9 protein-coding genes are annotated in these 14818 nt (G+C 70.1%); 5 read left to right on the top strand and 4 right to left on the bottom strand.

Annotated features, from left to right (window positions below):
• The first annotated feature begins 2 nt into the window (after positions 1 to 2).
• Entirely contained in the window at positions 3 to 1916 is a 1914-nt protein-coding gene (locus MRB58_RS16830) for an alpha/beta hydrolase domain-containing protein (protein WP_244778262.1), read from the top strand.
• Positions 1917 to 2006: 90 nt separating this feature from the next.
• On the opposite strand, the gene MRB58_RS16825 is transcribed toward MRB58_RS16830, so the two are convergent.
• The gene (locus MRB58_RS16825) at positions 2007 to 4667 is read right to left on the bottom strand and encodes a calcium-binding protein (RefSeq protein WP_244778261.1); all 2661 of its coding nucleotides are present in this window, start codon (positions 4665 to 4667) and stop codon (positions 2007 to 2009) included.
• 274 nt (positions 4668 to 4941) lie between these two features.
• On the opposite strand from MRB58_RS16825, the gene MRB58_RS16820 reads away from it, so the two are divergent.
• Positions 4942 to 6027: a PLP-dependent cysteine synthase family protein gene (locus MRB58_RS16820; protein WP_244778260.1), complete on the top strand. Its 1086-nt coding sequence runs from the start codon at positions 4942 to 4944 to the stop codon at positions 6025 to 6027.
• 21 nt (positions 6028 to 6048) lie between these two features.
• Here MRB58_RS16820 and MRB58_RS16815 read toward each other — a convergent pair whose 3' ends face one another.
• Positions 6049 to 6411 carry a cupin domain-containing protein gene (locus MRB58_RS16815; RefSeq protein ID WP_244778259.1) on the bottom strand — a complete coding sequence of 121 codons (363 nt, stop codon included), beginning with the start codon at positions 6409 to 6411 and terminating at the stop codon, positions 6049 to 6051.
• A 398-nt stretch (positions 6412 to 6809) separates the two neighbouring features.
• Between MRB58_RS16815 and MRB58_RS16810 the strand changes: the two genes are divergently transcribed.
• Positions 6810 to 7301 (top strand): hypothetical protein, encoded by a 492-nt coding sequence (locus MRB58_RS16810; RefSeq protein WP_244778258.1) that lies wholly within the window; start codon positions 6810 to 6812, stop codon positions 7299 to 7301.
• Between the two features lie 36 nt (positions 7302 to 7337).
• On the opposite strand, the gene MRB58_RS16805 is transcribed toward MRB58_RS16810, so the two are convergent.
• Together MRB58_RS16805 and MRB58_RS16800 are read right to left on the bottom strand one after the other, a co-directional pair.
• Positions 7338 to 7637: a DUF2218 domain-containing protein gene (locus tag MRB58_RS16805; RefSeq protein ID WP_244778257.1), complete on the bottom strand. Its 300-nt coding sequence runs from the start codon at positions 7635 to 7637 to the stop codon at positions 7338 to 7340.
• Complete coding sequence (locus tag MRB58_RS16800) at positions 7637 to 9694, bottom strand: TonB-dependent receptor domain-containing protein (protein ID WP_244778256.1); 2058 nt, start codon at positions 9692 to 9694, stop codon at positions 7637 to 7639. Before MRB58_RS16800 ends, MRB58_RS16805 begins: the two co-directional genes overlap by 1 nt.
• A 332-nt stretch (positions 9695 to 10026) precedes the next feature.
• On the opposite strand from MRB58_RS16800, the gene MRB58_RS16795 reads away from it, so the two are divergent.
• Positions 10027 to 11787 carry an IucA/IucC family siderophore biosynthesis protein gene (locus MRB58_RS16795; protein WP_244778255.1) on the top strand — a complete coding sequence of 587 codons (1761 nt, stop codon included), beginning with the start codon at positions 10027 to 10029 and terminating at the stop codon, positions 11785 to 11787.
• A 32-nt stretch (positions 11788 to 11819) separates the two neighbouring features.
• Positions 11820 to 14816 (top strand): IucA/IucC family protein, encoded by a 2997-nt coding sequence (locus tag MRB58_RS16790; protein ID WP_244778254.1) that lies wholly within the window; start codon positions 11820 to 11822, stop codon positions 14814 to 14816.
• The last annotated feature ends 2 nt before the right edge of the window (positions 14817 to 14818 follow it).

Below are 14818 nucleotides of genomic sequence, written 5' to 3'. Positions count from 1 at the left end.
ACATGACGCGATTGAAGCTGGCGCTTCTCGCCGCGACGGCGCTCGGGCTGTCGCTCTCGGGCGCGAACGCGCGGGTCACCCAGTTCGAGGTCACCAACCGGGCCGACGCCTACGACGGCCGCACCTTCGGCGATGCCGGCGCCTACGAGCGGATCGACGGGATCGCCCACTTCGCCATCGACCCGGCGTCGGAGCGCGGCCAGCGTATCGTCGGCCTCGACGAGGCACCGACCAACGCGGACGGCGAGGTCGAGTTTCAGACCGAGGTGACCATCGTCGCACCCAAGAGCGGCGGCTCCGGCACGCTCTTCTACGAGGTACCGAACCGCGGGCGCACCCTGGCGCTCGGCCTCCTCAACCTGTCCGCCTCCGCCGGCAACACCTTCAACCCGGACGATCCCGGCGACGGCTTCCTGATGGACGCCGGCCACACGCTGGTGTGGAGCGGCTGGCAGACCGGCCTCGGCGACGCATTGATCGATATGACGCTGCCGACGATCGAGGGCAGCACCGGAACGTCCCGCGAGGAATTCATCTTCGACGACGACGGCGCCACCAGCGAGGCCACCCTCACCTACCCCGCCGCCGACACCGACGCCGCCGCCGCCACGATCACCGTGCGCCAGAACTCCCTCGACGAGCGGCAGACGCCGGACGGCCTCGCCGTGCGCTTCCTCGATGAGAACCGGATCGAGATCACGCGGCCGGAGGGCTTCGACGCCGGCGCCATCTACGAGATCGTCTATCAGGCCAAGGGCGACATGCCGACCGGGCTCGCCTTCGTCGCGACGGCGGACGTCGTGTCGTTCCTGCGCGGCAATGCGGGGCATGACGCCGAGGCGCCCATCTCCGGCATCGACCATGTGGTCGGGATGGGGATCTCGCAGTCGGGCCGGTTCATCCGCGACCTCGTCTACCAGGGTTTCAACGCCGACGCCGAAGGCGCGCAGGTGTTCGACGGGGTGATGCCGCACATCGCCGGCTCGCGCAAAACCTACACCAACTACGCTTTCGCCCAGCCGGGCCGCTACTCGCGCCAGCACGAGGACCACGACGTTCCGGGCGATCAGTTCCCGTTCACCTACGCCGAGACGACCGACCCCGTGACCGGCGCGACGGACGGCATCCTCGACGCCTGCGGCGAGAGCGACACCTGCCCGAAGGTCGTCCATACCGACACGTCGACCGAGTTCTGGCAGGCGCGTGCCGCGCTGGTCTCGACGCTGCCGACCGGCGAGCCGATCACGCAGCCGGAGGACGTGCGGCTCTACTTCGTCGCCGGCGCCCCGCACTTCAACTTCTGGGGCGGGTCGCCAAGCGAGACGAAGACCTGCGTCTTCCCGTCCAACCCCATCAGCGCCGCGCCGACGATGCGAGCCTTGACCGAGGCCATGATCGCCTGGGTGGCGGACGGTACCGCGCCGCCGGACACCGTGTTTCCGAGCGGCGAGGCGCTGGTGGCGCCCGACAGCGTCTCGTTCCCGGTGCTGGACGGCGCCCGGCCGACGCCGGTGGTCAACCGCCTGATGGTGATGGACCACGGCACTCAGCCCCCGACGGTGGGCGATGAATACACGGTGCTCGTCCCCCGGATCGATGCAGACGGCATGCCCGAGGGCGGCGTTCGCGAACCCTACATCGCCGCGCCGACGGGGAGCTATTACGGCTGGAACCTGCGCAAGGAGGGCTTCGCGCCGGGCGAGTTGTGCAGCCTGACCGGCACCTATGTGGCCTTCCCCGCATCCGCCAGCAACGCCGACTCGCGCACGCCCCTGCCCGACCGCTACGCCGACGCCGCCGCCTACCGGAGCGCCGTGAAGGACGCCGCCGAGGCCCTCGTCGCCCAGGGCCTGATGCGCGCCGCGGACGTCGACTGGGTGGTCGATCAGGCGCCCGCGTTGACGGCCGCGGATTAGAACCACGCGCAAAGGGCGCCGCGGACGGGTGTCTGCGGCGCCCCTTCATGATGGATCGCGCCGGGGAGAGCCCCGGCGCATGCGGCCGCGTCAGACGAGGAAGTCGCCGGCGCCGATATCGTCGACGAGCTGGTCCTTCAGCGTCAGCGTGTTGCCGAGGCCGAAGTCGATGACAACGTCGTCGCCCACCTGGGCGATGAGCGCGTCCTCGAAGCCGGCGGCGTCGATCAGGTCGATCCCGTCCTGGAAGTCGGTGATCTCGTCCGCCCCCTCGGCGAAGACGAAGATGTCCGCGCCGTCGTTGCCGAAGAGCGTGTCGTTGCCGGCGCCACCGTCGATCGTGTCGTCGCCGTTGCCGCCGAAGATCTGATCGTCGCCCGCGCCGCCCGCGCCGCGGAAGGCCGGGTCGGTCGCGCCAAGGTCGCGCGCGTCGATGGTGTCGTCGCCGCCGAGGCCGTTCAGCTCGATCGTCTCGGTGTTGTCGATCTCGATCGAGAAGGGCACGAGGTTGGTGCGGTTGAACGTCACCTCGCCGCCGACCGAGACCACCTCGAACGCATCGCCCGCGCCGTCGGCGCCGTTGACCTGGGCGGTGTCGTCGCCGGCGCCGCCGTCCATCGTGTCGGAGCCGTCGCCGTTGTTCCACACCATCAGGTCGTCGCCGTCGCCGCCCTCCATCGTATCGCTGCCGCGGAAGCCGACGAGGGTGTCGTTGCCGGCATCGCCCTGGATGAGGTCGTCGCCCTGGCTGCCGATGAGCTGATCGTCACCCTCGCCGCCCGACTGGGTGAGTGCGACCCGCCCGGCCTCGAGGTCGCGCGCGTCCATCGTGTCGTCGCCGCCGCCGCCGTTCAGCTCCAGGATCTCGGTGTTGCGGATGTCGAGCGAGAAGTTGCCGAAGTTCACACGCTCGAAGAAGACGTTCTCGCCGTTGGTGCGCACGACGAACTCGTCCCCGGCATTGCCCGAGCCGTTCACCTGCGCGGTGTCGATGCCCTCGCCGCCGTCCATCACGTCGGAGCCGTCGCCGTTGTTCCACACCATCAGGTCGTCGCCCGCGCCGCCCTCCATGGTGTCGTCGCCGCGGAAGCCGACCAGCGTGTCGTCGCCGGCGTCGCCCGAGAGCGTGTCGTCGCCCGCGCTGCCCGTCAGCACGTCGTCGCCCTCGCCGCCCGACGCATCGACCACCGCGGCGCCGTTGTCGAGGCCGCTGGCGTCGATCGTGTCGTCGCCGCCGAGGCCGTTGAGGTCCAGCGTCTCGGTCTCGCGGATGTCGAGCGAGAAGGGGCCGAAGTTGGTCCGCTCGAAGAGGACGTTGTCGCCGTTGGAGCGCACCTCGAAGACGTCGCCCGCGTCGTTCGAGCCGTTGACCTCGGCGGTGTCGTCGCCGGCGCCGCCGTTCATGGTGTCGGAGCCGTCGCCGTTGTTCCACACCATCGTGTCGTCGCCGTCACCGCCGCGCATGGTGTCGTCGCCGCGGTCGCCGATCAGCGTGTCGTCCCCTTCGCTGCCGATCAGGAAGTCGTCGCCGTCGCCGCCGGACGCGCGCAACGCGATCAGCCCGGCGCCGAGGTCGCTGGCGTTGACGGTGTCGTCACCGCCGAGGCCGTTGACCTCGAGGATTTCCGTGTTGCGGATGTCGAGCGAGAAGCGGCCGAAGTTGGTGCGCTGGAAGTCGACGTTTTCGCCGGCACCGCGGATCACGAACACGTCGCCGTCGTTGTTGGCGCCGTTGGCGACGGCGGTGTCCTCACCGTAGCCGCCGTTCATCAGGTCCGACCCGTCGCCGTTGTTCCAGATCATCGTGTCGTCGCCGTCGCCGCCGCGCATGACGTCGTTGCCGCGGTCGCCGACGAGGGTGTCGTCGCCCTCGCTGCCGATCAGGAGGTCGTTGCCGTCGCCGCCGTTCGCCTCGACCTCGATCAGACTGGCCTGTAGGCCGCTGGCATCCAGCGTGTCCTTGCCGTCGAGGCCGTTGAGGATCAGCCTGTCGGTGTTGACGATGTTGATGGTGGCGTCTTCCTGCCCGAAGCGGCGCAGCGCGTTGCGCTCGACGAAGACGACGTCGCCGACGGAGCTGACCTCGAAGCTGTCGTTGCGGTCGGAGCCGTTGACGACCGCGATGTCGAACCCGCGCCCGCCGTTGAGACGGTCCGAATCGTCGCCGTCGTTCCAGATCATCAGATCGTTGCCGAGGCCGGCACGCACCACGTCGATGCCGTCGCCGCCGACGAAGCGGTCCGCACCGTCGCTGCCGATGAGGAGGTCGTTGCCGTCGCCGCCGAACGCCTGGAGGCGCAATTCACCCGGCTGCAGCGCGCTGGCGTCGATCGTGTCGTTGCCGCCGAGGCCGTTCACCTCCAGGAACTCGGTGTTCTCGATGACGATGTCGAACGGGCCGAGGTTGGTACGCTCGAAGAAGGCACCGCGCGGGATGGACCGCACCTCGAAGGCGTCGCCGGCATCTTCGGCGCCGTTGACCTCGGCGGTGTCGCGGCCGTCGCCGCCGTCCATCAGGTCGTTGCCGTCGCCGTTGTTCCACTCCATCTCGTCGTTGCCGTCGCCACCGCGCATGGTGTCGTCGCCGGTGTCGCCGATGAGGGAGTCGTTGCCTTCATCACCGATCAACTCGTCGTTGCCGCCACGCCCTTCCAGTGTGTCGTTGCCGGCGAAGCCTCGGATGAAGTCGTCGGTGTCCTCGCCGATGATCCGGTCGTTTCGGTCGGTGCCGCGGAAAAATTTATCGGCCATGCCATTGCCTCCGTTGCTCGGTCGAGCGCCGGTTCTGGCGCTTCAGGCTGGACTTAACGGCAAGGCGGGAGGGCGGCTGTGCTGGCCAGCATAGCGCCGCACCGTGACGGCGAGCACTCGACCGGGTTCTCGCGGCGCCCCATCTTCCCCGGCCGAACTCGGAGCGATCGCGTCGCGCACCTCGCCTTGTCCCGGCCGAAGGTCTATTGATCGTAGCGAAAAGGACAAGGAGCGGACGCTCACGCGCACCGTGACTTCGCAGGGAGACAGCGACATGACATCGGCGCAATCCAGGACCACCACCGGCCGCGGCCGACTGTTCGACGACGTGCTCGAGACCATCGGCAACACACCGGTAATCCGCATCAACAATCTCGGCGTCCCGCACGCCACGCTCTACGTGAAGGCGGAGTTCTTCAATCCGGCGGCCTCGGTGAAGGACCGCCTGGCCATCGCCATCATCGAGGAGGCCGAGCGCACCGGTGCGCTGAAGCCGGGCCAGACCGTGGTCGAGGCGACCAGCGGCAACACCGGCATCGGCCTCGCCATGGTGTGCGCGCAGAAGGGCTACCCGCTCGTCATCACCATGGCCGACAGCTTCTCGGTCGAGCGGCGCCGGCTGATGCGGATGCTGGGTGCCAAGGTCGTGCTGACGCCGCGCGCGCAGAAGGGCTTCGGCATGTACCAGAAGGCGGTCGAGCTGGCGCAGAAGAACGGCTGGTTCCTCGCCCACCAATTCGAGACCGAGGCCAACGCGGCCATCCACGAGGCGACCACCGGCCGGGAGATCATCGGCGACTTCGCCGGCGGCCGGCTCGACTACTTCGTCACCGGGTACGGCACCGGGGGCACGGTGGCGGGCGTGTCGCGCGTGCTGCGGCGTGAGCGGCCGGACACCAAGATCATCCTGTCGGAGCCGGCGAACGCGCAGCTCGTCGGCAGCGGCAAGCGGCAGGAGCGCAGCAGCGACAATTCCCCCGCCCACAGCCACCCCGCCTTCGAGGCGCATCCGATCCAGGGCTGGACGCCGGACTTCATCCCCTACGTCCTGCAAGAGGCGATCGACAACAAGTCGTACGACGAGCTGATCCCGGTCACCGGGCCCGAGGCGGTGGAGTGGGCGCAGAAGCTGGCGCGCCAGGAGGGGATCCTCACCGGCATCTCCGGCGGCGGCACCTTCGCGGTCGCGCGCAAGGTGGCGGAAGGGGCGCCGGAGGGTTCGGTGATCCTCGCCATGCTGCCGGACACCGGCGAGCGCTACCTGTCGACCCCGCTGTTCGAGCAGATCCCGGCCGACATGGACGAGGAGGAGCTCGCCCTCTCCCAGTCCACCCCCGGCTTCCAGCTCGCCGCCGAGTAATCGGTCGGCCGGGCGGTTCCGTCAGGGATCGCCCGGCTCGCCGAAGTGGACCGCCAGCCAGACCGTCGCCCGATCCGGCGCGGTCCGTACGACGCGGTGCCGTACATGGCGCGGCAGGAAGAGGTGGTCGCCGCGCCGCATGCTGCGCGGCGACGCTTCGCCCTCGACGAGGACGGCCGCCTCGCCCTCCAGCACCAGCACCCATTCGTCCCAGGCCTGATCGTACCAGGTGCCGGCCGGCGTCGTGTGGCCGTGCGAAACGATCCGCTCCACCCTGACGCCGGGCCGCGCCGCCAGCGTGGCGAAGTCTTCCGCCGCCGCCGCGCCCGGCAGGGCCGCGAAGATGTTGCCACCGGTGACGCCTGTCGGCCGCCCTTCGTCCATCGCCATCCCCCCGTGTCTCAACCGTTCGTCGGAACGCACCGCACGGTAGCGCATCCCCTTAATCCAGAAAAAAGATTGCGCGTCTCGCCGCAACCTTGGGAGGGCGGCGGGGCAGCTTCGCGGACCGCGTCCGCGCCTGCCGCCGGCGCACCGCCACACCGGTGCCGTGTTCGTCGCCGCGCCTCGCGGCCACGGCGCCGCGGACGGTGCCGGCATCGACCGCCGCCGGTACGCCGAGCGCCATCGCGGTGCCACGTTCGCCGCCCGGTTGAGCTGGTGGGCGGCGTCATGGTTACCGGCGCGGATGCATGGCGGCCCCGCACGGCGCCGGGCGGATCGGATCGCCAGGCCATGCGTTCGCCCACCAACCCACTGACGACGCAAAGTGATTGGATGCCATGCGCTTGTTGTTCCGCGCGATGCTCCTCCCCCTCGCGGTCCTTCCCGTCGCGGGCTGTGTCATCGCCGACGCCTACGACGCCGCGGAGGGCCGCAGCGACATCGTCGGCCTCACCAAGACGGAGCTGCGCATGTGCGCCGGCTTCCCCACCAAGACGATGACCGAGGGCGGCACCGAGATCTGGAGCTACGTGCGCAGCTCCGCCGCCGGCACCTCGGTCACGCTGCCGACGCTGCCGACGCTCATATCGATCCCCGGCCCCAGCTTCTCGCAGAGCAGCACCATGGACTGCCGTGCGCAGATGCGGTTCGCCGAGGGCAAGGTGGTGGAGGTCGCCTACGCCGGCGCGACCGACGTCATGGGCGCGGAGGACGCCGCCTGTGGGGAGATCGTACGCGGCTGCATCGGCTACGTGCCCGGCCGCGGCCAGCCCCCGGCGAGCCCGCCGCCCACCGCACCGACCGACGACCGCGCCCCGTCCGGCCGTTGAGCCGGCGCGGCGGGAACCTCGACGATCGCCGGCTTGCTATGCCGGGCGCCAGGCGAGCGGCTCCAGGGTTTCGCGGAAGGCGAACACCATCAGATGGCGCTCGACCACCGCCTCGGTCTCCGCCCGCTGGTCGAGGTCAGGGCTCTCGACCATGAGGTCGAGCCGCCCCTCCTCGGCGCGCATCCAGCAGGTGCCGCACTCGAAGCGCAGCACGGCGTGGTTCTCGCCCGTCTCCACCTCGATCTTGTGGGCGAAGTGCTTGGCGAGCTGGCCGACATAGCGCCGCGCCGACGCGGTCTCCACCGTCGCCACCGAGCGCGCGGGATCGCCGGCCATCAAAAGCGCGCCGCAGCCTTGAAGAGGAACGAGCGGCCCGGCTCGTAGAGCGGCACCACCGAGCCGAACTCGGTGCCGTAGGTGCCGCGCGCGGCGTACTCCTCGTCGAACAGGTTGTTCACCTCGGCACGCACGGTCAGATTGGGAAACTGCACCGGCGTCCACTCGGCGAAGGCGTTGACCACCTGGTAGCCCGGCAGCGGCTCGCCCGGCGCGTCGAGGTCGACGTCGTAGGTGTCGTCGTACTCGAACGCGACCTCGATGTTGGCGCCGACCCGCACGCCCCACGGCGCGTAGAGATAGGAGGCCGACCCCGTCAGCACGTGCCCCACCGGCACGGTGAGGTAGCGGCCGACATAGCTGTCGCCCGGATTGCCGTCGATCTCGCTGTCGATGAAGGCGTAGGCGACGTTGGTCGAGAGGCCGTAATTGTCGTACCCGGCCGACAGCTCGTAACCGCGGGTGCGGATATCCCGCTGGAAGGCGGGGCCGATGGAGTAGTCCGGCGTGCGCGCGTTGTAGATCTTCGTCTGGAACACCTTCGCCCCGGCGCGCAAGCCCTGGTAGTGCGCCCGCAGCCCCGCGACCACGTTGTCGGACGTCGTCGGCTCGATCTGCGTGTCGTAGATCCAGTTGGGGTTCATGATGAAGTTTTCGGCGAGGGGAATGCCGGCCCACACGTGGGAGACGCCGGCGTAGGCGGTGAGGAAGCTCGTCACGTCCACCTCGCCCGACAGGTTGAGCGACGGGCCGGCATTGGTGACCTCGGTGCCGTCGATCCCCTCGAAGTGCTGGACGTCGACGCGCGCGCCACCGGAGGCGCGCACACGGTCGGTGATGTCGAGCCGGGCCTGGGTGTAGAAGCCGACGTTCTGCGCCCGCTCGGCCCCCGATTCGTCGAAGTTGCGGTCGAGGAGGTAGCGATAGTCGAGCTCGGCTTCGTCGACGTAGAAGTCGGAGCCGAAGACGATCGAGCCGAACTCGCCGCGGATCGTGTTCTGCGCGCGGCCGTTGAGCGACTGCGTCGTGCCGGAGATGGTCTGCTCCGGCTCGGTCAGGTCGACGTCGGTGACGCTGAAGCCGAGCTGCACCTTCGGATCCCAGAAATCGCGCGGGGTCTCGTCGGTGTAGGTCAGGGTATAGTTCTGGCGGGTCAGGTCGTAGTCGCGCGTCAGGGGCACCGGGCGCCCGCCGATGATCTGGCCGATATCGGCGCGGTAAGGACGCGCGTCGTCGTCGTTGACGATCTCGAACGCGGCTTCGATGCGGTCACCCGACTCCGCCTCGTAGGCGACCTTGCCGAGGCCCGACAGAAGGCTGGTGCCCGAGCCGATGATATCGTCCCCGTTGCCGTCCTGCATGAGGTCGCCGGTGGCCCATTTGCCGAACAGCAGCGCCTCGAACCCGGCATAGCGGCCGGCGAGCTGGCCGCTGGTGGCGAAGATGTCGCCGTTGGTCTGGTACTCGCCGGTGACCTGCCCGCCGTACATCTTTCCCTCGGCGAGGATATCGTCGACGTCCTTGGTCTCGAACGCGATCGCACCGCCGAGCGCCCCCGGCCCCGCGTCCGCCGGCGCGACGCCCGGGTCGACCCGCACCGCCTTCAGAAGGTCGGTGTCGATCAGCGTCGTGGCGTTGTGGTGGAAGACCTTGTTGTTCTGCCGCGTGCCGTCGATCGTGACGGCGAGGTTCGGCTCCTCGACACCCTGGACGAAGATCTTCTGCGACATCGGGATCGACGATCCGACGGTGACGGTCGGCTCGTCGACGAACAGCTCCTGCAGGTTGGTCGGGTTGTTGCGGGCGATCTCGCCGGGACCGACTGTGAAGCTGCCCGGGGCACCCGGATCGCCGGCGAGCGCGTCGCCGTCTCCGTCCGGCCCGGCGGCCGCGTCGTTCGAGCCGGTGGTGCCGGTGCCCTCGGCGCTCTCGTCGCCCGGCTCGGTTTGCCCGATGGTCACCGGGTCGAGCTGAATCACACTGCCGCTCTGCGCATACGCCATGATTGGAAACATGCTCACAGACGCCGTCAGCAGGTAGAGCGAATGACGCATCATCGGAGGACCCTTCACCAAGACCATAATATTGACTTGGATAGTCCACTTACCGAGTTATGCGGGGAGAGATAGCAGAACCCTCCACTTTTGGCCCATTGGATCATGGGGTTGTGGCAGCACTGTGACCCACACACAACGATATCGTTATGGCGCCTTAAAGTAGAATAATTCTACCATTAGGCTGTGACGGCTACCATTTTGGTAGTTGACTCGTAGAGTTTAGTTTAATTGATATCGCCCCGGTCGGGGCCTCGGATCGAGTGTCCCGCCTCCCGATGGGGGTCAGTAGGGATGGATCGAATGTCCGATACTGGCCCAAGACTTTGGTGAAAATGGTGGCGATCACTCAGAAAGACGCCTTCGCGATCGCCGAGCGGGCGACCTTCGAGACATTTGCCAATTGCTATCTGCGCGAGATCGACCCGGGGCGCGACGCCGACGACCGCGGGGCGGACTGGGTCGAATGGTGCCTCGAGGGCGAGGGCGCGGTGCTGCGGGCCAAGGTCGAGGCGCGCTCGCTCTGCGGGCCGCACCGCTTCGGCGGCGTGTGGCGGCGCGGGCTCGACGCGCCTTGGGGCCGCTGGCTGCCGGTGGAGCCGCTCGACGCCGTGGCCGGGCTGCTGCGCGAGGCCTATCGCCGGGTCGGGGCGGGCACGCGCTGCACCGCCACTCGGGCACGCGAGGTGGAACTCTTCCTGCGCGTGCTGCTGAGCTGCCAGGCGGTCGCCGCCAACGTGGCGCGCCACGCCGCCCGCCCGCGCGCCACCGGTTTCATCGCCGCCGAGCAGTCGATCGTCTTCGGCCACAGCTTCCACCCGACACCGAAGAGCATGCAGGGCGTGACCGACTGGCAGCGCGAGGTCTACGGGCCGGAGGCCGGGGGCGCGTTCCAGCTGGTCGGGTTCGCCGCGCAGGGCTCCCTCGTCGAGGAGGGGTCGGCGGGTCGCTACAGCGCCACGCGGTGCATGGCGCACATGGCACGCCCCCAGCTGCGCGCCGGCGAGCGGCTCATTCTCATGCACCCCCTCCAGGCCGAGGCGCTACAGCTCGACCCCGCGGTCGACGCGCTGAAGACCTGCGGCGCGCTGCGACCGCTGGGGCCGCTGGGGCCGGCGTTCAGCGGCACGTCCTCCATGCGCACCGTCTACAGCGAGCGTGCGCCCTTCATGCTGAAGTTCAGCCTCCCGGTGCGCATCACCAATTCGGTGCGGCGCAACCGGCGGCACGAGCTTGCCGCGGGGGTCGCGATCGCCCGCTTCTTCCGCCGGACCAACGTGCTGGCCCGCCTCCCCCGGCTGCGCATCCTGCTCGACACCGCGTATGCCACCGTCACCATCCCCGGCCGGCCCGAGAGCGGGTTCGAGACCATCCTGCGGCAGAACCCGTTCCGCGGCCCGCGCGCGGGGTCGGCCGTGACTGTCGCCGCCCTGACCGGCAATCCGCTGCCGGGAGAACCTTCGCTGATGGAGACACTGGTCGGCGCGACGCCCGGACCCGACGCCGGCACGAGTTGGTTCGCCGACTATCTGGAGTGCGCCTTCGTCCCGCTGGTGCGGCTCTACGATATCGCCGGCATCGCCCTGGAGGCGCACCAGCAGAACTCCCTGCTCGACGTCGCCGGCGGCCGCCCGCGCGCGTCCTTCTACCGCGACAACCAGGGCTACTATCTCGCGCAGAGCTACCGGCCGCGGCTGGAGACGGCGATCCCGGAGGCGAGCCGGATCGACGAGCTTTACTTCGACGAGGCCGAGATCAACGACCGCTTCGCCTACTACCTCGTCGTCAACCAGGTGTTCGCGGTCATCGCGCGGCTGGGGCGCGACGGGCTGGCCGACGAGGCGAGGCTTCTGGCGATGCTGCACCGGCGTATCGAAACGCTGGCGGGCGAGTGCGACGGCGCCGGCCGGCGCTTCTGCCGCCGCCTGTTGGAGCGACCGACGATCACGATGAAAGGCAACCTCGGCGCGCGCCTCTTCGACGTCGACGAGCTGGGCGGTGCTCATGGATACCCGCTCTACGGCCAGGGTCCCAACGTCCTCTTCCAAGCCGGCTCAGCCGCAGCAGCGACACGCGCCCATGCCTATTCGCACTGACAGCCGCCCCCGCACGGACGAGGCCGGGCCCCATGCTGCCGTTTGAGAACCGCGCGCGACCGCAGGAGCGCGTTTTGCGCCAACTCGCCGCCGCGCTGATCTTCGAGCGCATGGTCGACGTGCAGCGCACCGAGGGCGCGTTCGAGACCGTCTTCGCCTGGGAGGCGACGGGGCGACGGTGGCGTGCGTTCGGCCGGGTGGGACCGTTCGGGCGTCCGCGGCTGCGGCCCGGCAGCGTGCAGATGAACGCCGGCGGGCGCTGGACGGTCGGCACCCTGGCGGCGTTGGTCCACGATGTCGGCGGCGGCTCGCCCAAGCTGCGCGGCTTCCTCGCCGAGCTGGACGCAACCGTCGCCGCCAGCGAGCAGATCGCCGTGCCGGACCTCGCCGGGGCGTCCGCCGTGCCACGCCGCGCCGCCGGCTTCGCCGCGCTGGAAGGCGCGCTCGACGACGGCCACCCCTACCACCCCTCGTTCCGCTCCCGCACCGGCTTCGGTGCCGAGGATCACGTCCGCCACGGCCAGGGCGCGCCGCCTTTTCGCCTCGTCTGGCTGGCCGTCCAGCGCGACCGGGTGACGCTCTCGGGCGATGCGGCGGCACCCGGCTTCGCCGCCCGCGCCATCGGCGAGGCCGGCCACGCGCGCGCCCTCGATGCCGCGCGCCGGGCCGGCTGGCGGGCGGACGAGCCAGCGCTGCTGCCGGTCCACCCGTTCCAGTGGACGCGCCTCGCCCCCCACCTGGCGGACGATATCGCCCGCGGCGACATCCTGCCGCTGGGCGAGATCGGCGAGCGCTACGTCGCCGGGCAGTCGCTGCGCACGGTCTTCAACGTCGACCGGCCGGCCGCGCCCAACGTCAAGCTGCCGCTCGACGTCACCAACACCACGATGCGCCGCATCCTGCCGCCGCACACCGTCGCCAGCGCGCCCGCCCTCTCCGCCTGGCTCGCCGCGATCGTCGCGCGCGACCCCGCCTTCGCCGAGCGGCTGCCGCTGACGATCCTCGAGGAGCACGCCGGCGCGATCCTCGACCGCGACGGTCCGCGCGCGGAGGTCGCCTCGGCGCTGTGGCGCACCAGCGTCGAGGCGACGTTGGGGCCGGACGAGCGGGCCGTCCCGCTCACCGCGCTGATGAGTGTGGAGAACGACGGCCGCCCGTTCGTCGACGACTTCGTGCGCCCCTACGGCGTCGACCGCTGGGTCGACCGGCTCATCGAGGTCGCGGTGCTGCCGGTCTGGCATCTCCTCGTGGCGCATGGGATCGCGACCGAGGCACACGGGCAGAACATGGTCCTGGTGCTGAACCGAGGCTGGCCCGTGCGCGCCGTCCTGCGCGACTTCCACGACAGCATCGAGTACGTCGAGGACTATCTGTCCGCCGGTCCGCCACCGCCCGATTTCGGCGCCCTCGACCCCCACTTCCGCGACCCCACGCCCGATCTCTTCTTCTGGCTGCGCGACGTCGAAGAGCTGCGCTGGTGCGTCATGGACACGCTCTTCGTCTTCAATCTCACCGAGGTTTCGCATCTCTTCGAGGCCGCCTACGGGCTGCCGGAGCGCGAGTTCTGGGAACGCGTACGCCGGCACGTCACAGCCCATGCCACCGCCGAGGGGCTGGAGGGGCGGCTGGCGCGGCTGGCGCACGCGGCGCCCGAGATCCGCGTCGAGTCGCTCGTGTCGCAGAAGCTGACGCCGGTGGACCCGATGCGGCCGGACGACCTCCCCGCCCACACTGTCCCCAACCCGTTTCACACCAAGCCGGAGAGCCATGGCATGATCGACATCGACGGTCGCCGCTACGACCGCGACAGCCTGCGCGCCCGCCTCGGCGATCTCGCCGGCGGGGCGGCGCTGCCGTTCGACCCGCAGATGAGCTACGCCGTGTGCCACGAGGACCCTGCGGTGTGGCTCGCCGCCTTCTTCGCCATCCGCGAGGCGGGGGCGAGTGTGGTGCCGATCCACCCGGCGAGCCCGCGCGAGGCGGCACGGCGCACGGCCGTGGCCGCCGGCTGCACGCACCTCCTCTTCGGCAACACCGCGCCCGAGCGGCTGCCGGCTCCGGCCGTGCCGCTGGCCCCCGGCCACCTCGTTCAGATGACGTCCGGGACGACCGCCGCACCCAAGCCCATCGCCCGCGACTTCGGCGAGGTCGAGGACGAGCTGGCCGCCTACGTCGCCGCGTTCACCGCACCGGAGGGGATGACCCCGGTCGTCGCCTCACCGACGACGCATTCCTACGGGCTCATCTGCGGCACCCTTGCCGGACTGAAGCGCGGGATGGTGCCGGTGGTGGTACGGCCGGACAACCCGCGCCAGCTGCTGCGCCGCCTCGCCGAGGTGGAGCGGCCGGTGCTCTATGCCTCACCGGCCGTGCTCCACACGCTGGCCCGCCTCCTGCCGGAGGGCGAGCGCATCCATGCCGCGATGACCTCCGGCACGCTGCTGCCGGCGCCCTGGTTCGATGCGATCCGCGCCCGCGTCACCCATCTCTTCCAGCAATACGGGACCTCCGAAACGGGGGTCATTTCGGTCAACCCGCAGACCGAGCGGCCGGCGGACATCGGCGCCGTGCTGCCCCACCACCGCCTGCTGGTGGACGGGAGCGAGGCGGCACCGGTGGAGATCGCCATCGAGACACCCTGGCGCACGGTGGAGACGCGCGATCTCGGCTACCGCACGGCCGAGGGCATGCTCGTCTACCTCTCGCGGCTCGACGACACGATCAACGTCGCCGGGCTCAACGTCTTCCCCAAGGAGGTGGAGGACGCGGTGATGGCGATGCCGGGCGTGAGCGACGCGGTCGCCTTCCGCCTCGCCGATCCGTTCGCGGGCGAGCGTGTCGGTCTCCTCTACGCGGCCGCCGAGGTCGACGAGGCGGCGTTGCGGGCATGGTGCGCGGAACGCCTCGCCGGCCACCAGATGCCCGCCGTCGCCGCGCGCGTGCCCACCGTGCCGCGCCAGGCGAACGGCAAGATCAACCGCCGCGAGGTCGCCGCCGCATTCGCCGCCGGCGAGCTGGAGCACGCGTGACC

Source organism: Acuticoccus sp. I52.16.1 (genome assembly GCF_022865125.1).
GTDB lineage: Bacteria > Pseudomonadota > Alphaproteobacteria > Rhizobiales > Amorphaceae > Acuticoccus.
The sequence above is the reverse complement of the archived record's forward strand: the minus strand, read 5'-3'. Positions and strand labels throughout refer to the sequence as shown.

Coding starts and splice junctions, on each gene's coding strand:
- MRB58_RS16830 (WP_244778262.1), top strand. CDS start 3: ATGACGCGATTGAAGCTGGCGCTTCTCGCCGCGACGGCGCTCGGGCTG.
- MRB58_RS16825 (WP_244778261.1), bottom strand. CDS start 4,667: ATGGCCGATAAATTTTTCCGCGGCACCGACCGAAACGACCGGATCATC.
- MRB58_RS16820 (WP_244778260.1), top strand. CDS start 4,942: ATGACATCGGCGCAATCCAGGACCACCACCGGCCGCGGCCGACTGTTC.
- MRB58_RS16815 (WP_244778259.1), bottom strand. CDS start 6,411: ATGGACGAAGGGCGGCCGACAGGCGTCACCGGTGGCAACATCTTCGCG.
- MRB58_RS16810 (WP_244778258.1), top strand. CDS start 6,810: ATGCGCTTGTTGTTCCGCGCGATGCTCCTCCCCCTCGCGGTCCTTCCC.
- MRB58_RS16805 (WP_244778257.1), bottom strand. CDS start 7,637: ATGGCCGGCGATCCCGCGCGCTCGGTGGCGACGGTGGAGACCGCGTCG.
- MRB58_RS16800 (WP_244778256.1), bottom strand. CDS start 9,694: ATGATGCGTCATTCGCTCTACCTGCTGACGGCGTCTGTGAGCATGTTT.
- MRB58_RS16795 (WP_244778255.1), top strand. CDS start 10,027: ATGGTGGCGATCACTCAGAAAGACGCCTTCGCGATCGCCGAGCGGGCG.
- MRB58_RS16790 (WP_244778254.1), top strand. CDS start 11,820: ATGCTGCCGTTTGAGAACCGCGCGCGACCGCAGGAGCGCGTTTTGCGC.